The organism is Dietzia sp. KRD202, assembly GCF_017168155.1.
Taxonomy (GTDB): domain Bacteria; phylum Actinomycetota; class Actinomycetes; order Mycobacteriales; family Mycobacteriaceae; genus Dietzia; species Dietzia kunjamensis.
Map to the genome: position 1 here is coordinate 1 of NZ_JABFAN010000084.1, position 21,942 is coordinate 21,942.

At 64.4% G+C, this 21,942-nt stretch carries 21 protein-coding genes; 4 read left to right on the forward strand and 17 right to left on the reverse strand.

The window, feature by feature from the left end:
• Window positions 1–71 precede the first annotated feature (71 nt).
• A complete protein-coding gene (locus J1M64_RS18865) occupies window positions 72–740 on the forward strand; it encodes an SURF1 family protein (protein ID WP_374220877.1) in 669 nt (222 codons plus the stop codon).
• A gap of 181 nt (window positions 741–921) precedes the next feature.
• Here J1M64_RS18865 and J1M64_RS18870 read toward each other — a convergent pair whose 3' ends face one another.
• The 6 genes from J1M64_RS18870 to merA all read right to left on the reverse strand — a co-directional run bounded on the left by J1M64_RS18870 (window position 922) and on the right by merA (window position 6,850).
• Complete coding sequence (locus tag J1M64_RS18870; protein ID WP_107747672.1) at window positions 922–1,569, reverse strand: vitamin K epoxide reductase family protein; 648 nt, start codon at window positions 1,567–1,569, stop codon at window positions 922–924.
• A complete protein-coding gene (locus tag J1M64_RS18875; RefSeq protein WP_241261793.1) occupies window positions 1,553–2,221 on the reverse strand; it encodes a thioredoxin domain-containing protein in 669 nt (222 codons plus the stop codon). Before J1M64_RS18875 ends, J1M64_RS18870 begins: the two co-directional genes overlap by 17 nt.
• Window positions 2,222–2,376: 155 nt before the next feature.
• Window positions 2,377–3,633 (reverse strand): Dyp-type peroxidase, encoded by a 1,257-nt coding sequence (locus J1M64_RS18880; RefSeq protein WP_107747671.1) that lies wholly within the window; start codon window positions 3,631–3,633, stop codon window positions 2,377–2,379.
• A gap of 6 nt (window positions 3,634–3,639) precedes the next feature.
• Window positions 3,640–4,206: a copper chaperone PCu(A)C gene (locus J1M64_RS18885; protein WP_307872489.1), complete on the reverse strand. Its 567-nt coding sequence runs from the start codon at window positions 4,204–4,206 to the stop codon at window positions 3,640–3,642.
• A gap of 604 nt (window positions 4,207–4,810) precedes the next feature.
• Window positions 4,811–5,374: a signal peptidase II gene (gene lspA / locus J1M64_RS18890; RefSeq protein ID WP_235027338.1), complete on the reverse strand. Its 564-nt coding sequence runs from the start codon at window positions 5,372–5,374 to the stop codon at window positions 4,811–4,813.
• Between the two features lie 81 nt (window positions 5,375–5,455).
• Window positions 5,456–6,850 (reverse strand): mercury(II) reductase, encoded by a 1,395-nt coding sequence (gene merA / locus J1M64_RS18895; RefSeq protein ID WP_107747669.1) that lies wholly within the window; start codon window positions 6,848–6,850, stop codon window positions 5,456–5,458.
• Between the two features lie 92 nt (window positions 6,851–6,942).
• On the opposite strand from merA, the gene J1M64_RS18900 reads away from it, so the two are divergent.
• Complete coding sequence (locus J1M64_RS18900) at window positions 6,943–7,332, forward strand: heavy metal-responsive transcriptional regulator (protein WP_107747668.1); 390 nt, start codon at window positions 6,943–6,945, stop codon at window positions 7,330–7,332.
• 75 nt (window positions 7,333–7,407) lie between these two features.
• Here the strand turns inward: J1M64_RS18900 and J1M64_RS18905 are convergent, their stop codons facing one another.
• Entirely contained in the window at window positions 7,408–8,004 is a 597-nt protein-coding gene (locus J1M64_RS18905; protein WP_206475195.1) for a CueP family metal-binding protein, read from the reverse strand.
• Between the two features lie 5 nt (window positions 8,005–8,009).
• Window positions 8,010–9,950, reverse strand: coding sequence for a heavy metal translocating P-type ATPase (locus J1M64_RS18910; RefSeq protein ID WP_206475196.1), 1,941 nt, complete (start codon window positions 9,948–9,950; stop codon window positions 8,010–8,012).
• Between the two features lie 30 nt (window positions 9,951–9,980).
• Between J1M64_RS18910 and J1M64_RS20485 the strand changes: the two genes are divergently transcribed.
• Entirely contained in the window at window positions 9,981–10,226 is a 246-nt protein-coding gene (locus J1M64_RS20485) for a hypothetical protein (protein WP_007625921.1), read from the forward strand.
• Between the two features lie 838 nt (window positions 10,227–11,064).
• On the opposite strand, the gene J1M64_RS18920 is transcribed toward J1M64_RS20485, so the two are convergent.
• The 9 genes from J1M64_RS18920 to J1M64_RS18960 all read right to left on the reverse strand — a co-directional run bounded on the left by J1M64_RS18920 (window position 11,065) and on the right by J1M64_RS18960 (window position 20,842).
• Window positions 11,065–11,421: a metal-sensitive transcriptional regulator gene (locus J1M64_RS18920; protein WP_017838595.1), complete on the reverse strand. Its 357-nt coding sequence runs from the start codon at window positions 11,419–11,421 to the stop codon at window positions 11,065–11,067.
• The gene (locus J1M64_RS18925; protein WP_206475197.1) at window positions 11,418–13,790 is read right to left on the reverse strand and encodes a cation-translocating P-type ATPase; all 2,373 of its coding nucleotides are present in this window, start codon (window positions 13,788–13,790) and stop codon (window positions 11,418–11,420) included. Before J1M64_RS18925 ends, J1M64_RS18920 begins: the two co-directional genes overlap by 4 nt.
• 86 nt (window positions 13,791–13,876) lie before the next feature.
• The gene (locus J1M64_RS18930) at window positions 13,877–14,086 is read right to left on the reverse strand and encodes a heavy-metal-associated domain-containing protein (protein ID WP_007625927.1); all 210 of its coding nucleotides are present in this window, start codon (window positions 14,084–14,086) and stop codon (window positions 13,877–13,879) included.
• Window positions 14,087–14,463: 377 nt separating this feature from the next.
• The gene (locus J1M64_RS18935) at window positions 14,464–15,738 is read right to left on the reverse strand and encodes an Ig-like domain-containing protein (protein ID WP_206475198.1); all 1,275 of its coding nucleotides are present in this window, start codon (window positions 15,736–15,738) and stop codon (window positions 14,464–14,466) included.
• Window positions 15,739–15,779: 41 nt separating this feature from the next.
• Window positions 15,780–16,622: a F510_1955 family glycosylhydrolase gene (locus J1M64_RS18940; RefSeq protein WP_241261795.1), complete on the reverse strand. Its 843-nt coding sequence runs from the start codon at window positions 16,620–16,622 to the stop codon at window positions 15,780–15,782.
• A 110-nt stretch (window positions 16,623–16,732) separates the two neighbouring features.
• Window positions 16,733–17,359, reverse strand: a complete 627-nt coding sequence (locus J1M64_RS18945) for a DUF305 domain-containing protein (protein WP_241261796.1) — start codon at window positions 17,357–17,359, stop codon at window positions 16,733–16,735.
• A gap of 76 nt (window positions 17,360–17,435) precedes the next feature.
• Complete coding sequence (locus tag J1M64_RS18950; RefSeq protein WP_206475203.1) at window positions 17,436–18,983, reverse strand: multicopper oxidase family protein; 1,548 nt, start codon at window positions 18,981–18,983, stop codon at window positions 17,436–17,438.
• Window positions 18,984–19,337: 354 nt separating this feature from the next.
• Window positions 19,338–20,192, reverse strand: a complete 855-nt coding sequence (locus J1M64_RS18955) for a cytochrome c biogenesis CcdA family protein (RefSeq protein WP_206475200.1) — start codon at window positions 20,190–20,192, stop codon at window positions 19,338–19,340.
• Window positions 20,189–20,842 carry a TlpA disulfide reductase family protein gene (locus tag J1M64_RS18960; RefSeq protein WP_241261797.1) on the reverse strand — a complete coding sequence of 218 codons (654 nt, stop codon included), beginning with the start codon at window positions 20,840–20,842 and terminating at the stop codon, window positions 20,189–20,191. Before J1M64_RS18960 ends, J1M64_RS18955 begins: the two co-directional genes overlap by 4 nt.
• 191 nt (window positions 20,843–21,033) lie before the next feature.
• On the opposite strand from J1M64_RS18960, the gene J1M64_RS18965 reads away from it, so the two are divergent.
• Window positions 21,034–21,942, forward strand: a 909-nt coding sequence (locus J1M64_RS18965) for a cation diffusion facilitator family transporter (protein ID WP_206475201.1), incomplete at its 3' end; no start/stop codon positions are given.

The following is a 21,942-nucleotide window of genomic DNA, read 5'->3' on the forward strand; positions in this document are numbered from 1 at the left end:
AAGGAACCCGCGACCACCTGACCGCCCGGGACGCCAACCACCGGCGCGCCCACCCCCAACCCATCACGAGGGTGGGGCCAAATCAAAACAGCACAGCGGGGCCAAATGGGGTTGTCATTCTCAGATGGGTCCGCGTCGGCGACGACAACGCGGTCCCAGACTTCCCGTCCGCGCCGACGGGCCAGCTGACCATCATCGCCCGCCTCAGGATCCCGATGGATGCTCCCGCCCAACCCATCGTTCTGCACGATTGGAACATGGTGCGCAACATCGACCCCCCCGTCATCGGGGACCTCCTCGGCACCGACCTGTCGCCCTATTATCTCCAGCTCGCCGGTGGGCAGCCCGGGTCTTTGGAACCGATGCCACTGCCGTCCACCGAGTCAGGACCGTACTTGTCGTACGGCATGCAGTGGATGGCCTTCGGGGTCCTCGCTCCCATCGGCCTGGGCTACTTCGTGTGGAGCGAGATACGTCAGCGCCGTCGTCTGGACGACGAGGACAACGATGCCGCCGCGGCGCGGCCACGCAAGGGCGGGAACCGGGCAGCAGGTCCCGGGCAGGACACCACAGCGTCGCAGGCCCCGTCGGGCCCTCCCGCGGCCACGGTTGGAGACGATGGTCCATCGGACGAGGCCGCGGACTCAGACCGGCTCGTAGCGGCGGCCATGCGTGATCGCTACGGTGACCGGTTCGCATCCGAGTATCGACGCAGCTCGCGTGGAGGCAACCGCGCCTGATCGTCTGCGACAGCAGTCGATAGCTGTACGAGGAGTTGGACAGCGGGCGGGGGACCGGGTCCGAGAGCCATCCGGCGTGCGCTGCTTTGATCTGGGAGCGCCTGCGCAGACTGCGGTGTGCCGCCCCCGAGTGAGCCGAGGACTGACTCGCGGAACGCGATCTGCTGTTCGGCGAGCGTTTCTAGACGAGGGTGGTCCAGTAGTCCCAGAAACGGTGCGTGATGAGCAGCAGAACAAGTAGGTACCAGGCGGTAAGTATCGCGCCCCGGTATTCGGTAACTACGGCGATGAGGCGCGCAAGACCCGCCGAACCGCTGCGGCGTAGTAGCTGAAGATTGCACAGGGTGCAGTACCAGAAGATCGGTATGGTCACCGCCCAGACGATCATGCAGTACGGGCACAGGGCACCGATGCTGTACAAGCTTTGGTAGATGAGCCAGTGGATGAACACCACCGCGAAGGTGACGCCTATTTGGATGCTGGCCCAAAGCCACCGCTGAAATGCTCCCCCGGCTAGGAGCGCGGCACCCAGGGCCGTGGTGGCGGCGAATCCGGCGATGCCGATGATCGGATTGGGGATGCCAAAGGCCTCGGCCTGCGCGGTGGTCATCACCGACCCGCAGGACAGGACGGGGTTGATGCTGCAGGACGGGACGTAGCCCGGGTTCTCGATCAGTGCGATCTTCTCCACCAGGAGCACTACCGCTGCGACCAGGCCGATGAGCCCACCAACGATCAGCACCACCGCGAGCCTGCGGTGGGGGTACTGATCCGGGCCGGCGTTGGTGGAGTGTGCGACCGGGGTGGCTGAGCTATTCGAGGGCAGCATTGATGCTGTTCTCGAGATCGGTGACGCTGGTCGGCTCGAGGCGCTCCCCGTCCAGGAAGAAGGTCGGCGTGCCACTGACCCCGAGGCTCTGACCGTCCTGCTTGCTCTGTTCGATGCGCTCGAGGGTGGCCGGGTCGTTGTATGCGCTCTCGAAGCGCTCCATATCTAACCCCAGTTCCTCGGCATAGCCGAAGAAGGTGTCCATTTGCGGGGTTTGTTGGTGGCCCCACTGCTCGGGCGTGTCAAACAACTTGCGGTACATGGCCTCGAACTGGCCTTGCTCGGCGGCGGCCTCGGCGGCCAGGGCCGCCGCCATAGAGTTGTCGTGCAGGGGCATGTGGCGCACCACGAACGTCACCCGGTCTCCGTACTGCTCGCGGAGGTCCTCAATTGTCGGATAGAGCGCGATGCAGGCTTCGCATTCGAAATCGAGGAACTCCACGAAGACGGCGTCACCGCCCTCAGACAGTCGGGGACTGTCCTCACGCACCAACACTCCGGTGCCCGGACTGTCATCAGGACGTGCCTGCTCGGAGCCGGAATCGTTCCCGGCAGCCAGTAAGGCCACCACCAGGACGATCAGAGCAGTCGTGATCAGCGCTAGCGAGAGTTTCAGATTCTTACTCAACAGATTGTCCGCTTTCCAACTCATGCGTGCCCTGACGTGGTCACTGGATGATAATCGGGCCAGCCGTAGCGATAGCGGTGAGGCGGGGCAACCGGAGCGCGATCGACCCACGAGACGATGGCCGGACAGGTCCGAATCGAGCGGGTCGGCGACCGCAGCTCCCGGTGGTTGCGTTGCGGCTATCCCTCCAATGCGCTCTCGCCGACGTAGCCGCCCTCGTGGCACCCCGGTGGGATCGCGAAAACGGCGGAGCCGATCGGGACCGTCCAGGTGTTGAGCATGTCCTGCTCTGCCAGTCGCTGCTGGATCGGTACGAACTGGCGTACCGGGTCGGCCTGGTAGGACGCGAACAACAGCCCGGAGTTGCTGATCTGGCCGGGATCCGGGATATCGTCATAGTTGTACGGTCGTCGCAGAATCGTCTCGGCCCGGACCCGTGGCCGGGCCCGGGCGATGTGTGATTCGGTGGGGATGACGGTCAACCCGGTCTGGTCAATCGCCTCGAAGTCAGCGGGGTCGTGTTCTGTGGTACCGGTCAACGGCGCGCCCGAGTCGAGTTTCCGTCCGATCGTGAGCTCACGGGAGCTCCGTTCGATCTCCTCCCAGGTGTCCATCGTCATCCGGATACGACGCAGCACCAGGGAGGTACCGCCCCGCATCCATCGCCGGTCGGCGCCATCGGAGTACAACAACTGGTCGTAGTCGGCATCGGCCGGCGAGGGATTGGCGGTGCCGTCAATCTGCCCGAAGAGGTTGCGTTGTGTCTGCCCGGACGGGTCGGTGCCCACGGCACGACGGAACCCTCGCTGCGCCCACCGCTGAAGGACCGCATCGCGAACACCCGAGGACAGAATCCGGGCCGAGTGGGCGACGGTGAGCGGGTCGTCGGCACAGACCTGCAGCAGCAGATCCCCGCCGGACCACCGGTCCTCGAGCCGGTCGATCTGCGGGAAGTCCGGTAGCGGCTGCAACCACTCCGGGGTGCGGTCTCCAAGACCGATCTTGCCGAGCAGCTCCGGGCCGAAGCCGATGGTCACCGTTAACCGGGACGGTCCTTCAGCCAACTCGTGTTGCAGGTCGGCCAGACCGCCGCGCCCCTGCGTGAGCCGGGCCGCGTCCTGCGTCCAGGCTCGTAGTACGCCGATGAGGTCGGTGCGGCGAAGGCCGTCTCGCAAATCGAATGCCACATACGCCGCATGCGCCTGTGGCGCCGTGGTGATGCCGGACTGACGGTCACCATGGAAGGGCTCGGTGGCCGCGCCGACGGCCCGGGAGTTGGCTATCGCGTCGCGATCAGGGGTCCGCGCGGTCGCGGTGCGCCCACCAACTCCCCACCCCGCAGCTCCTCCGGCGACAGCGGCACCACCGGTAAGCGCCGCACCGCCGACCAGGAAGGATCTGCGATTCAACGCCGAGCGGCGGTTACTGTCACCCATTGCCGGTCACTCCCCGCCCTGGTACTGCTCATTGCCCCCCTCGAACGACCGCGCGGAGGCGACGATCTCGCTGCTGTCGCCGTTCTCCAATGTGAGGGTCACGGCGACTTCCTGACCCGTGCGGATCGATTCGTGCACGCCCATCAGCATGATGTGGTTCCCGCCAGGCTCGAAGACAAGCTCTCCGCCTGCCGGGATGACAAAGCCGCCCTCTCGCTCCTGCATCATCGAGCCACCCGCCGCCCCCGAGACGGTCTCGTGCAACTCGGCCTCACCGGAGACCACGGAGGCCACCTCGACCAAGCGGACATCCTCATCGGATTGATTCCGCACGATCCCAAACACCGGTGCCATCGCGCCACCGTCACCGTGCGCATTCGGGTCAGCAGAACCGGGGTCACCAGTGGCGGCCTCGCCGTGTTCAGTGCCCCCATTGACATCAGTGGCCTTGACCCACGCATCCTCCACCACAATGGGCGCCGCGCCGACGGTCGAGGCTGCGGTCGTCTCCGTCCCGGTCTCGGTGTTCTCCGAGGTGCACCCGGCCAGGCCCAGGGCGACCGCGGCGATCACCGCGACGAAGGGAGTCCTACGCATAGCTCACTCACATCCATGTAACTCCACGCACCTGAACCGCGACCGCCCCTGTTGTCCAAACGGAGCGTCGCACCGGCGTGGATTATTTACGGCGCGTTTCGGGCTGCAACGGCTAGCCAGGACTCTATAATGCCGCGCTTTGGTCCGACCCACCGGCCGTGGGTGGGTTGTAGAAACGACAGAGCCGGCCACCGCACCGGCCGGGTGCGGCCACGTCGGCACCTGAGCAGTCAGGTACGGCCGAACTAGAGGCGAGCGCAACTGCATCGACTGGCTGCCGACCAAGCGGGCTCGGGATCGGCGGAAATGCAGCGGGGATAGCGCTGCCGCCCTGAGCGTGGGTCAGCCACTGTGAGCATCTGTCGCAGAATCTCGGTGTAACTCGGACTCGTCTCGCGGTCGGCACGCAAGACCTGACGTCACCAGCTCCCACCTCAACCACTCGACTGATCCGGGCAGGCCGCGCAGGCCGCGCAGGTCGCGCAGGTCGGCGAAAGCGGTGCTCTGATGGGGGCGCTAGGAGCGCACCCCGAACGCGGCCACGAGGCCGAACCACAAGGCCGATGCTGCCGCGGCCACCTCAGTTGTCATGAGGTCCCCTGACTTGCCGGGCTGCAACTTCTGGCGTCTCCCACACCTCGATCCTGTCGCGGCCGGTAAGGGTGGCCACGATCAGCACCACAGCGCCACCGGTGATGAAGACATCGGCGAGGTTGAAAGTAGGGAACCATCCGGTGTGCAGGTAGTCAGTCACCACCCCGTCGGGGGCGCGATCGATGAAGTTGGCCACAGCTCCGCCCAAGACCAGGGCCAACGCCAGTCGTACTGTGCGCGTTGCTGTGCCGGTGGCCCGCCAGGTGAAGAGCGCCAGCGCACCGATGATGAGTCCAGTGATGCCGAGAACGACGCCGGCGGGAAGGCCAGCGCCGAGGCTGAACGCCACCCCGGAGTTGAAACCCAGGCGCAGCTGCATTGGTCCCAGATCCACCGTGTGGCCGTCGGCCAGTGCTCCGCCCGCCCAAGCCTTAGCTCCGAGGTCCGCCGCGGCCAGCAGCATGACGGAGACGACCAGAGCAGTTCGCGCCAGGGCACCTTGTTCGCTTTGTCGGGGTGGTTCAGTAACGGGATTGACGTCCTTCGACATGGCATCATCTTCCTCGACTCGAAACCGAGACGGCAGGAAACCTCGAACGCGACCGACCAAGCCCCCACGTGGAGGCGGTGTTCAGGCGCAGCAGGAGGTGGGTAGTTCGGTGTGGAAGGTGCCTGCGACCAGGCGCAGGGCTTCGGAAGTGGTCAAATAGGGAGCCCAGGTGTCGGCGATCTGGCGGGTAGTCATCCCGGCTGTGATGGCGTAGGTGGCCGCGAGCATGATTTCTCCGGCGCGGTCTCCGATGGCGCTGAGTCCGAGGATCCTCCCGGTTTCTATTTCGGCGACCATCTTGATCGCCCCGCGGGTGTCCTGGTCGATCAAGGCGCGCGGCAGGTCCTCGAAGCTCATCACTCGGGATTGGCATCGGTGCCCGGCGGCCCGGGCTGCGGCTTCGGTGAGCCCGGCGGTGGCCAGTTGGGGGCGGGAGAAGATCACCGTCGGCAGTCCGGTGTAGTCGACGACCTCGGCTGGGCCCTGCGGATCGGTCCGAAGAGCGTTGACGGCGGCGGCCTTCCCAGTGGCAGCAGCGACGTAGACGAACTGGGGTGCCGAGGTGACGTCACCGGCGGCGAAGACCCGCCGGTTGGTGGTGCGCTGATGCTCGTCGACAAGGATGAATCCGTCCGGGTCGGTGGTGATTCCTGCGGCTGGCAGGTTGAGGCGGTCTGTGGACGGGCGACGCCCGGTGGCCACCAGTAGACGCTCTGCGCAGAGGCTGCGGCCCGAAGCGGTGCGGACTGTGACCTGTGCGTTCTGCCGGTCGACAGAGGTGGCGTGCTCCTCGACCACCGTGATCCCGTCCTGGGCCAGGGCCTGACGAAGGATGGCGACCATTTCCGGCTCGGCAGCAGGGGTGATCCTGCCGATGATGGTCACCCGGGTGCCCAGATGGGCGAAGAGTTGGGCCTGTTCGATACCGACGTAGCCACCGCCGATGACGATCATGGAGTCGGGAAGTTCAGTTAATTCCATGGCGGCGGTCGAGGTCAGATACCCCACCTCGTCCAGCCCGGTTACGTCCTTCGGTAGTGCCGGTTCTGCTCCGGTGGCCAGTACCACCGAACCGGCCGCCACCGGATCCCCATCCATCACCAGAGTGTCGGGATCGAGGAAGGAAGCCTCCCCACGGCGGATTTCGAAGCCATGGGCGTTCGCGACGTCGGCGTATTTGGTCTCTCGCAGTCGAGTGACCAGCTGGTCCTTCTGCGTGACCAGCGCTCCCAGATCAACGTCCCGGGCGAGGGTGGGGACCCCGGGGAAGGGATTGGTCAGTGCGGCTTGGCGGGTGCTGGCAGCGGCCAGCAGCGCCTTGGACGGGACGCACCCGATGTTCACGCAGGTGCCGCCGATGGTGCCGCGCTCGATCACCAGCACCGTCCTGCCGGCCTGCCGCGCGGTGATAGCGGCCGCCATGGCTGCCCCGCCGGAGCCCACCACCGCCAAATCGAATTCGAAACCCGGTTCCATCAGATGGCCCCTCTCTTTCTTCGCTCATTAGGATGGACCTTCCAGCGCACTGGAAGGTCAAACCAGGCGGTTTCGAAGGAACGGTAATTTCAATGAGGATCGGCGAACTGGCTGCCACGGCGGGCACCACTCCGAAAACCCTTCGCTACTACGAATCCGTGGGCCTGCTCCCGCCCCCACAACGAACCCTCAACGGTTACCGTGACTACCCCGAGCACGTCATCTCCCGGCTCGATTTCATCCGGCGGGGCCAGAGCGCGGGACTATCGCTTGCCCGCATCGGTGAGATCCTCCGGATTCGCGATGACGGACAGGCACCTTGCGCTCACGTCGACACGCTCCTGGTGACTCGACTGGACGAGATCGACCAGCAGATAGCCGACCTTTTGCAGCTGCGTCAGGCAGTCGCCCAGCTCCAGTCCGCCAACCGCACAGTGGACCCTGCGACCTGCCAAGCCGAGACGATCTGCCACTACCTCTGACTGGCGGTGCTGTGGCCCATGCGGGACGCACCTGGCTTCCCTGCCAGCCGGTGGCCGCGACCCGGCGGGGGGTTGTCAGGCGAGTCTCATGGTGGTCAGGCAGGTGAGGTCCTGGTCTCCGGTGGCGATCGGAACAGTGGCCGACTTGTCGTCGTAATCGATGGTGAGCGTGGCAGTGATGTCTCGCGGTAGCCAGAATCCGAGGAAGCCGTTGTCATAGGTGGTGCGTGGTTCGTCGATGAGGGTGTCTCCGGTGGCGGTATCGGTGATGGTGACGTACACCTCCTCGGTGGCCATCTCACCGCGGCAGGTGGTCAGGCTGTGGAACTGGCAGGGGTGGGTGCTGGTGCTGTAGGGCGCCACTGACAGATAGAACTGGTCATCTGGCATAGGCATCGTTGCGAGGCTCACATCGCCACTGGTCAAGACCAGTTCGTTCGGCTGCACCGAGGCGATCAGATCATCCGGCCTATCGGCCACGGGCATGGTGTCGAGTTTGTTGATGATCTGGGGCGCGTCGAGACCGGCGAGACCGTAGGACTCCAACGAGGTGACGGGTGGTTCTGTCGACGCGTTGCCTGACGGTCCGGTCGAGCAGCCGGCGAGAGTCAACGCGGCGGCAGCAAGGGACGCGGATGCGACTCGTCGCCGAGAGGTGTCGGTGGTTGTCATGGTGGTTATCCTCGCTCCATCGCTCTTGTGACGGATTCTGGGCTCAGGTCGAGGCGCCGCAGCAGCTGGGCGTTGAGGGCAACAACGACTGTTGACAGCGACATGAGGATGGCGCCGACGCTCATGGGCAGCACGAATCCGATCGGAGCCAACACGCCGGCGGCGAGAGGCACGGCGGCAAGGTTGTAGCCGGCGGCCCACCACAGGTTCTGCTTCATCTTGCGGTAGCTCGCCCGGGAGAGTTCGATGACCGAGAGCACAGAGCGGGGATCCGATGAGGCCAGGATGACGCCGGCGGAGCCGATCGCCACGTCGGTCCCGGCGCCGATGGCGATGCCCACATCGGCTTGGGCCAGTGCGGGCGCGTCGTTGACCCCGTCGCCGACCATGGCGACCTTGCGGCCCTCGTGCTGGAGTTGGGCGACCTTGGCGGCCTTGTCTTCTGGCCGGACCCCGGCGAAGACCCGGTCGATGCCGAGCTCGGCGGCGACGGTGTCAGCGACGGCCTGAGCATCGCCGGTGATCATGACGACCTGCGCACCGGCAGCATGGAGCGCGTCGACGGCGTCACGGGACTCGGGCCGGATCTCATCGGCCAACCGCAGCGCGCCGATCACCCGGCCCTCGGCGAGGACGTGCAGGATGATCGCGCCCTCGGTACGCCACTGATCGGCGACGGGGAGTTCGTCGCGATCGTGCTGGTCGAGGAGATAGGGGCCGCCGACCTCGACCACGGTGCCCTCCACCGTGGCCTTCACGCCCACAGCTGGCGAGGAGGAGAAGTCGGTCGCCTTCGACACGGTCAGGTCGCGGGTTTGTGCGGCCCCGACCACGGCTCTGGCCAGCGGGTGCTCGCTGTCGCTCTCGGCCGCCGCGGCGAGGGCGAGTACCTCGTCTTGGGTGTGTCCCTCGATCGGTTCGATTCCGGTGACGGTGGGTTCGCCCTTGGTCAGGGTGCCGGTCTTGTCGAACAGGACGGCGTCGACGGTGCGCATCGATTCCAACGCGAGGCGGTCCTTGATCAGCACCCCGCCGCGGGCGGCGCGTTCGGTAGCGATCGAGACCACCAACGGAATCGCCAAACCCAGCGCGTGCGGGCAGGCGATCACCAGCACGGTGATCGTGCGCACCACCCCCGCATCCGGCATCCCCAGAACACTCCAGATGACAGCGGTGATCACGGCCGATGCGAGGGCGAACCAGAACAACCAGCCGGCCGCGGTGTCAGCGATGCGCTGGGCCCGCGAGGAGGATGCCTGCGCGTCGGCCACCAGCTTCTGAATTCCGGCCAGGGCAGTGTCGTCACCGATTGCGGAGACCTCGACGCGTAAGCCGGAGTCGGTGGCCACCGTGCCGGCGACCACCTGCTCGCCGATCTCACGCCGGACCGCCTTGGATTCGCCGGTCACCATGGACTCGTCCATGCTGGCCGAGCCGTCGATGATCCTGCCGTCGGCGGGCACAGAAGCACCGGGGCGGACAATTACGACGTCGCCGACCAGCAGATCGGCCGGTGCGACGGTGACCACGTCGTCGCCGTCGACCTTCTCGGCCTCATCAGGCAGCAGCGCCGCCAGAGAATCGAGTGCAGAGGTGGTGTGCGCCAGAGAACGCATCTCAATCCAGTGGCCCAGCAGCATGATGACCACCAGCAGCGCCAGTTCCCACCAGAAGTTCAGCTCATGATCCAACAAGCTCAGGCTTGCGCCCCAGGAGGCGATGAACGCCACGGTGATCGCCAAGCCGATGAGCAGCATCATGCCGGGCTGCCGAGCGCGAACCTCAGACACCGCGCCAGTAAGGAACGGCCGACCACCCCAGAGATAAATCACTGTGCCCAGGGCGGGGGAGACCCACCACACCCATCCGGCGTCGGGCAGCTGGTAACCGATGAGGTCGGCGAACATCTCGTTGAAGCCGACCACCGGCACCGCCAAGACGAGCATGATCCAGAACAAACGTCGGAACTGCCCGACATGGTCTCCGTGCCCGGCATGACCGCCATGGTCTTCATGGCCAGCGTGATGCTGCCCCGCATGGGCGTGGCCCGTCGTCTCCTGGGGCCCGTCCGGGTGATGGTGCTCAGCTACCGCCGTGTCTCGCTCGTTGAGGTGCCCGGCCGCGGCTCCGCCGGATCCGTGACTGTGGGCGTGGTCATGATGATCGTGCGACTGATTCATTTGGTCCCTTCCGTCTTGTCCATTGCCACCTGGTTGGCGTGATCTTCGAGCGGCATGCGTCCGGCAGCTTCGATATGCAGGAGTTTCGAGGGAGTGAAACAGCAAGAACATGATTCCCTGACAGCGGTGAGCCCTAGCGCATGATGTGTTCTAGGGGTCATGGACATCTCTTCCCGTGGGGCCAAGTAGCAGTTGCTCCGGGCCACGAGCCGATACCGCCGCAGGGTATCGAATCGTGCTGACATCTGTGCTCGGCCGACCACGTTCGTGACACCGCCCATCCCAGGATCGCCGTTCCCGTCGGTGATGACGCACGTCCTGGCGTTCTGGGGTCCGGCCGACAGTCAGGATCGTGGGTGAGCCAGCGGATTGTGGTGGAGATTGTGGAGGTTTGCTCAAGATGTTCGTCAGGGGAGTGGTTCGGGCTGGCGCCACGATGATGGCGGCTCCCTTCTAGGGCGCTCGGAACGATGGAAGCACCCTCCGCCGCTGCTGGTCTTTCGGGCGCCCAAGGGCGTGGGCCAGGGTGAGCTGCCTTTGGCCCGACTTCGTAGCCACATTGCTCGAACCCGAAGGCTTTTTCGGTGACGACCTGCGGTGATGGCCTGGGACGATTGGAACAACCGGGTTGCCAGCCCGGGATAGGGCCCGCGAGTTCGTCGAGCTAACCGGCGGCGTCGACCGGATCCTGAATTCGATCAGATGTCATGTTCTCTCCTGGTTTCTGCCGTGCGAGTTCATTGGCTTTCCCACCCGCAAACTATACCCCAACGGGGTATGTTGGTGAGGCGTGTTCACCGAATTTCGGGGCTCGGCTACATCCGCGAAGCATCCTGCTCGCGACCTTGCCGGGGCCTCCCATGCACCTACCCGCCCCCGCTTAGCGGGAGAAGCGGGCGATGGCGTCGGCCACTTCCTTGAATTTGATCTCTGCGGCCTCGTCGGACTCGTTCACTGCGTCGGCGACGCAGTGGCGCATGTGGTCGTCGAGCAGGCCGAGGGCGACGTTGCGCAGTGCGGAATTGATGGCGCTGACCTGGGTGAGGATGTCGATGCAGTACTGCTCCTCATCGATCATGCGGTGGATGCCCCGCACCTGGCCCTCGATCCGCTTGAGCCGGGCCTTGTAGCGGTCCTTTTCCTTCATGTAGCCGTGGTGACTGTGGGTCTCGCAGCCAGCGGCTTCGGCATCGTGCTCGGCTGCAGGGTCGATGGCGAGGTCCGGGGTATCCGTCATGACTGGCTCCTGGTCTGGTCGTGGTTGGGGGTCGCGTGGCTTGAGGTGAACCCGCGCAGGCGTAGGGAGTTGGTCACCACGAACACACTCGAGAACGCCATTGCGACGCCTGCGAGTATGGGGTTGAGCAGTCCGATCGCAGCGACGGGGATCAGTGCGAGGTTGTAGGCGAACGCCCAGAATAGGTTGCCCTTGATGGTGCCCAGGGTCCGGCGTGACAGCCTGATCGCGTCCACGGCGGATCGCAGGTCGTCGTTCATCAGAGTGATGTCGGAGGCTTCGATCGCCACGTCCGTGCCGGCGCCCATCGCCAGTCCGAGCTCGGCCCGGGCGAGAGCTGCCGCGTCGTTGACGCCGTCGCCGACCATGGCGACGTTCTTGCCCTTGGCCTGCAGTTTCTCGATCTGGGCGACCTTGTCGTGGGGCATGACCTCGGCGATCACGTTGGCCGGATCAATGCCGACCTCGCTGGCCACGACACGTGCGGCTCCGGCGTTGTCGCCGGTGAGCAGCCACGGGGTCAATCCGAGAGCTTTGAGTCCGGCTACCGCCTCGGCGGAGGTGGGCTTGACGGTGTCGCGGACGGTGATCACGCCCGCGACGGTGCCGTCGATCTGGGCGACCACAGGGGTGCCGCCCTGCTTCTGGGCATCGTCGAACGCGGTCCGCAGGTCCGCCGGCAGGGAGCCCTCAGGGCGACCAATGGTCACCACGGCACCGTCGACGGTGCCCGTGACGCCACGGCCTGCAGTATTGGTGAACCCGGTGACCTCCGGCAGAATGGCGGATCCGGCCTCCCTGTCGGCCACGGGGCCCTCGCCCGCCAGACTCTTTGCACCCTCGCGGGCGATGGCCTGGGCGATCGGGTGCTCGGACGCGGCCTCCACCGCAGCGGCCTTGACCAGCAGATCCGTCCGGTCGAATCCGGCGGCAGTGGTGACCTGGCTGACGGACATCACTCCGGAGGTGACGGTGCCGGTCTTGTCCATGACGATGGTGTCGACGCGCCGGGTGGACTCTAGGACCTCGGGCCCCTTGATGAGCAGTCCCATCTGGGCGCCGCGGCCGGTACCGACCAGGAGTGCGGTGGGAGTGGCCAGGCCCAGTGCGCACGGGCAGGCGATGATGAGCACGGCCACGGCGGCGGTGAACGCGGTGGCCAGTCCCGCTCCCACCACAAACAAGTGCACGAGCAGGGTGATGATCGCGATGACGATCACGATGGGTACGAAGACCTGCGAGATGCGGTCGACCAGTCGTTGGACCGGGGCCTTCTTGGACTGCGCCTCGGTGACCAGCTTGGCCATCTGGGACAGTGTGGTGTTCTCGCCGGTGCGGGTGACCTCGATCAGCAGTCTTCCCGAGGTGTTCATGGTTGCGCCGGTCACCGTGGAGCCGGACGTGACCTCAACCGGGACGGATTCGCCGGTGAGCATGGACTCGTCGATCGCGGACGAACCCTCGGTGACGCGACCGTCGGTGGCGACCTTTTCGCCCGGGCGCACCACGACGATGTCCCCGACCTTCAACTGACCCACGGGGATGCGGACCTCGACGCCGTCGCGGAGGACGGCGGCGTCCTTGGCTCCCATGTCGAGGAGCGCCTTGAGTGCGGCGGAGGACTGCCCCTTGGCCTTGGTTTCAAACCAGCGGCCCAGCAGCAGGAAGGAGATCACCACGGCGGCGGTCTCCAGATAGATCTCGTCCATCGTGGAGTTTGTGGGCAGCAGATGCACTTCCATGGTCATGCCGGGCATGCCGGCGTTGCCGAGGAACAGTGCCCACAGTGACCAGAGGTAGGCGGCCGCCGTGCCCATGGAGACCAGGGTGTCCATGGTGAACGAGCCGTGCCGCAGGTTGGCGAGGGTGGCCTTGTGGAAGGGTGCGCCTCCCCAGAAGAAGATGGGGGTGGCCATGGTCAGCACGGCCCACTGCCAATTGGTGAACTGCAGTGCCGGGATCATGCTCAGCAAGACCACCGGGACCGTGAGTGCAGCCGAGACAATCAGACGGTGTTTGAGGTCTGCGGTCTCGCGTTCCCTGGCCTCCTCGATCTGGTCTCGGGGACCGGCGCCGCCACCTGCGGAAGTTGCGTCCACAGCCTGGTCGTCGTCATTCTTCATCGTGAACGCGTCGTATCCCGCACCGCGCACGGTCTCGATGAGCGCGTCCGTGTCGACCTTGCTCGGGTCGAAGGAGATGGACGCGGACTCGGTGGCGAAGTTGACCGTGGCGTCCACCCCGTCGAGCTTGTTGAGCTTGCGCTCGACCCGCCCCGAGCACGAAGTGCAGGTCATGCCCGTGACGCCCAGATCTATGTCGATCAGGTCCACCGCGGGGTGCATCTGGGAGGGTTGAGTCTGGGTCATCGAGGATCAATCCTTCACGGTGAACGGGTGGTGTGCTCGGGGCCAGGGATCTCGCCAGCTGCTGGGGCTGGCGAGATCGCTTCGCGTCAAGAGGTGACGGTGTAGCCGGCTTCCTTGACGGCGGCGACGACCTGCTCGTCGGTGAAGCCCTCGCCGGAGACCGACACCGTTCCGGTCTTGCTCGAGGCCTCCACCATGGAGACGCCCGCGATTTCGCCGACTTCCTCCTTGACCGACGACTCACAGTGTCCGCAGGTCATGCCCTGGACGGTGTACTCCTTGGTGCTGGTAGCCATGACGGCTCCTTCCGTTGACGGGTGTAGTTCGTTGAGACTTCCGATGGCTCGGATCAATCCGAACACCAATGAACATATACCCCGTAGGGGTATTGGTCAAGGGTGATGTTCGCTTGTGTCCGCGGCTCACTCCGCCTGCACTCTGATCGCCCGGACGCCGTATGGATTGACCAGTAGGCGGGCGCAAGAGCCGTGGCGGCAAGGTCTTTGGAAGCGCGGAGACGAGCTCACCGTGCTGGCGGTGCAGCGCGAACCAGGCCCTTGCTGCCGCAGTCGAGCAGTTCGTCATAGAGACGGGCGACGCGTATTAACGCAGGCCAACACCCGGCCATGTCTGTATCCGCAACCAATTGTTCGGAACCCTGGCCGAGGGCCTCTTAGGCTAGGTCGGCATTTCCAGCACGCCAGGTTTCCCACGGGATGTTCCAGTCGCCCAGCCCGTCGGTCCCGGGAAGCGTCGGTCCGACGGTATTGATGACCTTGACCACGTCGCCCCGGTTGCTGCTGTGCTGGAACGACTTGGCGTAGGCGTCGGTGACATTGATACAGCCGTTACTGACGTTGGTGAAGCCCTGTTGTTCAACGGACCATGGGGCGGCATGGACGTAGATCCCGCTGTAGGACATCTGGGTGGCCCAGTTGACTGAAAGCCGGTAGCCGTCGGCCGAGTCGACCGGCACACCAAACGTCGATGAATCCATGATGAGCGATTCGTATCGGTCGCCGATGTAGTAGGTGCCGTTCGGGGTGGGTGTCGATGCCTTTCCTAGTGAGACCGGGCTACTGCTGGCGACCTCGCCATTGATTCGGGTCGTCATTGTCTTGGTGTTGTCGTCGATCGTGGTGATGACCTCGTCGCCGATCGTGAAGTTGCTGTTTGCGTCCTGGGCTCCGTAAAGGCCTTCGCCCATATCGGTGCCGTAGATGTTGACGTCGACGTCGACCTCGGTGCCCGGTGCCCAGAATTCGGCGGGGCGCCAGCGAACCTCCGAGGGCGACACCCAGTAGAAGGCTCCTTCGACGGCGGGGGTCGTGGTGACCTCGATGGCGTCCTGGACGGCCTTACGGTCGCCGACGGCGGACTCGAAACGCACCGCGACCGGCTGCGCGATACCTACCGTGTGGCCCTGACCGGTCACCAGGCTCGCGCTGGTGGTCGAGTTCGGGACCACGGTGCTGAACGAGGACGAGTCTGTAATCGTCTTACCGTCGTCGTTAGTAGCGCTCGCCTCGATCGAGTAATCCCGGTTGTAGCCCAGAGTCTCGGTGGTGCGCCACTGGGAGCGTTCCGCGTTGAACTCGCCTTCGACCTCGCGGCCTTCTTCGTTTGTGACCGTGACATCGTCGAACGCACCGTCTGTCACATCCAGAACGATCGGTTCCCGCGGCGTCGCGGCCACTGTCCCATCTTCGAACGAGGTGTGAATGACGGCCGCAGCGGCGGGGGCTTCTTTCGGTGCAGCGGCCGTCGAGGTGTCCTCGGTATCTCCGATCGTGCACGCGCTCAGCCCTACTGCGGCCACTAAGGCCACCGCGACCGAGGCAAGCCGTTTCGCCGGTGTGCGCTCTGGTGCGGCTCCGCCTGCGAGCATCGCTTCTTTCCTCGCCACTTCTCCCTCGAGTTCGTATGCGTTCTGACCGGTAGTTTCCATTCCGTCTTCGGTCGGCCTTGGTTTGCGCCGCCGATGACGTTTCAGGGAATCGTTAATGTATGAAGTGACCGTCCATCAGCAGCGTAGGCAGTGTCCTGGTCCGCGGCGATGATGGCTTCGACATCACCGACGACTGGTCCCTGCTGCCACTCATCGTCGTTGACGTTCTTGCGCCAGGCGGTGCCGTCGGTGTCGATCCCCCAGAGGGTGCCGTCTTCGGGTGCAGATATCAGCAGGAGTTCGGGAGCAGCTGGTACTGATGCGAATGTGCGCCCGATGTCGGTGCTGAGTTGTAGGCCTCCTGCGGTTGTGGCCCAGATGCCCTCGTCGGTAATCGCCAATGCTCTCGCGGCTATCTCGATGCCGTCGGTCCAACTGACGCCCGAGTCGGTGGACGTTCGAATTCCGTTGGCGGTGTCGAATCCGACAAGGGTGTTTCCGTCGGTGGTCAGGGCGTGAAAGTCGACTTCGCCGGAGAGGGATTTCGTCGCCCACGACTGGCCGCCGTCGACACTCTCGATGAGTCCGAGAGGATTGGGGGCGGAGCTTGACGGGCCGGGATGGCCCGAGGCGTAGAGGTTATCCGTCCCGGGCGCGCCTGTGAGCCCCATGAAGTCGTCGTCGGCGTCGCCGACGCGGGTGGTCGCGCCATCGGGGTTGAGGACGAAAAGCCCCGTATGCGTGCCGGCCAGCACCCTTCCCTCAGCATCGAGGTGGAGTCCGTGCACATGGTCAAGCGCGGGTGTTAATGCGGTGCCGACCGTCGATGAGGCGTCCCCGGATTCGGGTGCTGGCGTCTGCTGCGGGCTTGAACACGCGGTCGCGGTGAGAGCCGATGCAAGGATGGCTATTGGGGTCCAGGCCCGCTTTCGGTGCGAAAGCATGAGTGCGTATCTCGTTTCTGGCAGGGACAAGAAAATGTGTTGATGTCCAGACGGTCTCCGGCGGGGTCGGACTGCCATCGACCCCGCCGGGAATGCGAGCTTTCGTTTTTTTACATGGAGTCGAGCATCTGCTGCATGGTGTCGATTTCCTGCTGCTGGGTGTCGATGATGGTTTGCGCCAGATCGACAGCCGGCGGGTACGTGCCGTTCTCGACCTGGTCTTCGGCCATGGCCACGGCGCCTTCGTGGTGGGCGATCATCTGGTTGAGGAACAACTCGGCAGCCTCAGGGCCGGGAGCGTCGGACAACTGCTGCAAGTCCTCCTCGGAGAGCATGCCCTCCATCTGCGACATGTCATGGTCACCGCCCATGTCCATGTCCATGCCTTCGGGCTGCGTCGGCTCGCCCCACTGCTCAAGCCAGTCGGTCAGCTGCGCGATCTCGGGCCCCTGGGCCGCCTTGATCTCCTCGGCCAGCGAGGTGACGTCGGCGGGGACATCATCCTTGGACAAGATGATGTCGCTCATCTCGATGGCTTGCTCATGGTGGGGGATCATCATCTGGGCGAACATCACGTCAGCCTCGGAATGCTGAGCTGATTCCTCTGCCTGCTCGGTGGTCGAACTCCCGCTGGTCGCAGTGGTCTCGACGGCGGTCGTGGTCTCGCTGGCCGTGTCGGTCTCGTCGCTGGTGCAGGCGGACAGCCCCAGCAGGACCGCGGCGGCAGCGGCGGTCATCACAAGCTTCTTTCGATTCATCTGGGTTCCCTTTTTTCTGCGGACTTTCGGGCCCGCGAGTGGATCACCTTGCCGGTCAGGCGAGGTAAGACAGAGTGGTCATCATCCCGGCCTCTTGGTGATAGGCGTTGTGGCAGTGCAACGCCCACTGGCCAGGATTATCGGTGTCGAACTCGATCTCAATAGTGCGCATCGGCCGAATCGTGACGGTATCCTTGCGAAGCCCGCTGTCCGCGAGCGCGAACGTATGTCCGTGCAGGTGCATCGGATGGAACATGTCGGACATGTTCCGCATCCGCATCCGCACCCGCTCCCCACTGTTGACCTCCAGCGGCACCGAATCCGGGTGGACTTGGCTGTTGAGGGTCCACCGGTACGGCGACATCGTCCCGCCCAGGTCAACACTGTGGTACCGATCATGACTTTGGCTAGACAGACGTACTGCCTCGCTGGGGGATAAGTCGGTACCCAATAGCGGACGCCGGTCCACTTCGACTGGTCGGGAATTCGTCGGGAGATCGCCCGCTGCTGTACGTACAAGGGCCTGCGCGTGGCCATCCTTGCCTTCGGGCTGAGCGAACAACGGGAACACGCCGTCGCCGAGCGTGACCACAACATCGAACCGTTCACCCATACCGATCAGAAGAGAATCGGTGTCCTCGGGAAGCACGGGAAAGCCGTCAGTGTGAGTGACGGTCATCCGGTGCCCGCCAAGCGCGACCCGGAACGCGGTGTCGGCGCCGGCATTGACGAACCGGATGCGCACGCGTTGGCCCCGCGACGCTCTCCAAACGTAGGGGTCGACAGGGAGTCGACCATTGATCAGAAAGTGCGGGTAGGTGACATCCCCGGCGCTGCCGAGGATGGGGGACATCATCGACCCCTCACCCCCGTGCATGTCCATCATGTCGTGGTCCATCCCCTGCATCCCGGCATCTGCGGTGTCGGCACCGATGCCCAGATCACGGGCGACATCGTCGGGAGTCCGACCGGTCCCGTCGACCCAGTCGTCAAGGACCACGAGCCATTCATGGTCGTAGTCGCCGGGCTCGCCCGGATCATCGATGATCACCACTCCGTACAAGCCCCGATCGAGTTGCAGACCCGAATGTGAGTGGTAGAAGTACGTGCCCGGGTCTGGGGCGGTGAAGTCGTAGGTGAACGTGGTGCCTGGTGCGATCGGGTCCTGCGTCAACCCGGGAACCCCGTCCATGTCGTTGCTCATGGCGATTCCGTGCCAGTGCACGCTGGTCTCCTGGGGCAGCTGGTTGTCCACGGTGATCTGCAGCCGCTCTCCAGCTTGGGCCCGCACCAGTGGGCCTGGCAATTGTTGGTCGTATCCCCACGTTGAGACGACTCGGCCACCCAGATCAACGTCGACCGGACGGGGGGTCAACTGCGCAGATACCACCGTTTGTCCGGGGGCGCGTCGCTCCTGCTCAAGCCGCCTCACGAGATCTGACGAGGCTCCCACGGGACTGCCCGTGGCTGCTCCGGAACCAGAACATGCAGTCAGAGCGCCGGCGCCGGCGAGAAGCGATCCGGCCAAGAAAGACCGGCGGGAGACCAGCACGCGCGGCGCACGTCTTAGCGCACCTGCCCGCCCCGTGGCGTCAGCGTTCATCATGATCGGCGTTTCGCGAAGTCGCGGTCCCTACGTGAGATCCGAAAGAGATACCGGAAGAGACGACCCCAGTAGCAGGAGAGTGAGACCCGCGTAGGTGCCGATGCCCTCCGAAAAGACTGGTCGTCAAGGCCAGAACCATCGCCCAGAAACCGAGTACGAACGCGATCAACAGGACGATGTCGATCCAGTTCATACCGTAAAACCACCCCATCAGACTCAACTCCTTGCCTGTCTTAGAAACTCGATTCTGCGGGGCGAAATGCGAGATCTGGGTCATCGTTTCGTCAAGATCCGATCAAGGTTCTTTTCGAACAGACTCGACTCGAGTTAGGAGAGACCATCGGAGCACTGTCAGATCGGCAAAGTGGTGTCTGAGACGGCGAAGTCGCGGAGCCAGTACACGAACTGCGTCCATATGCCGCTGAGCAGCAAGATTCCGACGACAATGAGCATGATGCCGCCGACGATCTGAATCGTTCGCGTGTGTCGTTGCAGCCAGCCCACCGTGCGGATGGCTCTCGTCGAACCGAAGGCCACCACGATAAAAGGCAGTCCGAGCCCCAGGCAGTACGCCACGATGAGCAGTACTCCGCGTGCGGCGTCGAGTCCGGTTCCGGCGGCCACCGACAACGCCGCTGCCAGCGTCGGTCCGAGACACGGCGTCCATCCCAGGGCGAAGACGGCGCCAAGTAGCGGCGCGCCCGCCCAGGTGGAAAGCGCTTTCGGCTGCATTCGAGTGTCCCTATGGAGGGCGGGTATGGCCCCGATGAACACCAGACCCATCAAGATGGTCACCACACCGCCGAGCCGCTGCAGCAATTCTTGCTGGGGGGCGAGGTATTGCACGGTGCCCAGCACCATCGCCGACAGCAGCACGAAGACCACCGTGAATCCAGCAACGAATAGCACCGCGGCGAGGACGACTCGTCGTCGCGATGACACCCGCTGACGCTGCTGTTCAAGAGTGAGCGTGCTGGCTTCGGCGCGGCGTTGCTCGGCGGCCTGCACGGTCACCGCCGGGCGCTCTGCACCCGCGATGCTGGCCATATATGCCAGATACCCGGGCACGAGCGGGACTACGCACGGCGAGGCGAACGAGACGAGTCCCGCAAGGACACATGCTCCCAACGCGAGAAGTAGAGGCCCGGAAGCAGCTGTTTGTTGGAACGTCTGGCCAATGGATTGCGCGATCAGCACCGTGTTCATGCAGCGTCGCTTTCAGCAGGCTCGGCCAGCAGTCTCTCGATGACCGGCTCCAACTGGGTGTCGGTGATCTCTGCTAGATATACCGCAGCGACTCGGTGCTGTTTGTCGAGAATCAGTGTCGCTGGCACCACCGAGGTGGGGAAACCATGTAGCGCTGCCACCGCGGCCTGCGATGGGTCCCAAATTGAGGGATAGGTGACCCCGTAGTCCTTGATGAAGTCGACAGGCTTTTGCCGATTCGGGTCGCGCAAGTTGACGCCGAGATTGGTGAACCCTTGCGCCTGGTACTTGTCCTGTAGTCGCTGCAGGTCGTCGGTTTCCGTCCGGCAGGGAGCACACCACTGACCCCACAGGTTGATCAGCACCACCTCGCCAGGAAAGTCTGCGACCGCCACAGTGGCCTCCGGATCTACTACTTCCGGGCCAGACATCGGCGCGATCTTCTGGCGGTCCGCCGGCGGATCATAGAAGATCTCAATCTGGCCGCCCGGGCTGACAAAATCGAACGTCTCACCTGAAGCGACGGCATCAGTGCCGCTAGCGCAGCCAGTAAGTACAAGCGAACTCACCACCACTGCGGCCAGTTGGCATCTTGCCCGTCTGCCCCAGCTACCGGGCTGCGCAGCCTTGCCGAACACATCCGTCGTCATCACAGCATCAGCACCACTCTTGCCTGCACAGTCACACCGGACGATTGTGCCGCCCCTACCCCATTGGTTCGGTCGGGGTTCGATGAAGGTCTGATCAAGATTCCCAAGAGAAGCTGTGGGCACCGCGAGACCGATGCACAGTGTGCAGCTGACACGAGAACCGGATTCCGAGTGCAAAAAAGGAGACCCCCATGGCGCATGGGCATGGTGGACACGGGCAGGTGCAGGCTCGTGGGTGGGGCATGGCTATCTCGGCTTGGCTGACGGGAATCTACTTCGTCATCGAGTTGGCGATCGGGCTGTGGACCGGCTCGGTTGCGGTGATCTCGGACGCTTTTCACACCTTCTCGGCGGTCGGTGGTGTCCTAGTCGCCATCTTCGCTGCTCGACTCGCCCGCCGCCCCGCAGACGAAAATCGCAGCTTTGGCTGGTACCGCGCCGAGATCGTAGGCGCGCTGGTCAATGGCGGTTTCCTGCTAATCATGGCGATGGTGGTGATCGTGATGGCTGCCATGCGCATGAATGCTCCGGTTGACCTGCCCACGACGCCCATGCTGTGGGCAGCCGCGGGAGGCTTGCTTACCGAAATCGTCGCCCTGAGCCTGATCTGGAAACAAAGCCGCAGCGACATGAACGTTCGTGGCGCGTTGTGGCACATCATCCAGACCTTCGTCGGCAGCCTGCTCATCATCGTCACCGCACTAGTGATCAAGTTCACCGGGTTCTTGCTGATCGATCCGCTGCTCGGTTTGGCGTTCGGCTTCGTGCTTGTATGGGCAAGCTGGAGCATCCTGCGCGACGCCACCCATCTGCTCATGGAGGGCACACCCGACGAGGTCTACCTGTCTGACGTGACTGAAGACCTGGCAGCGATAGATGGGGTGGAAGACGTCCATCATGCCCATGCTTGGGCACTAACCAGTGGACGTTTCGTGTTCTCCGGCCACCTGCGCACCTCCGCAAGCGCCGATCCGCCCATCGTTCTCCAATCCGCCTCCAACTTGCTTCAGGATCGGTACGGCTTCTTCTTTTCTACTGTGCAGGTGGAGACCGACTGTCCCGATGAGTCTGCGGCAGCAGCGATCGACATCACACGTGCG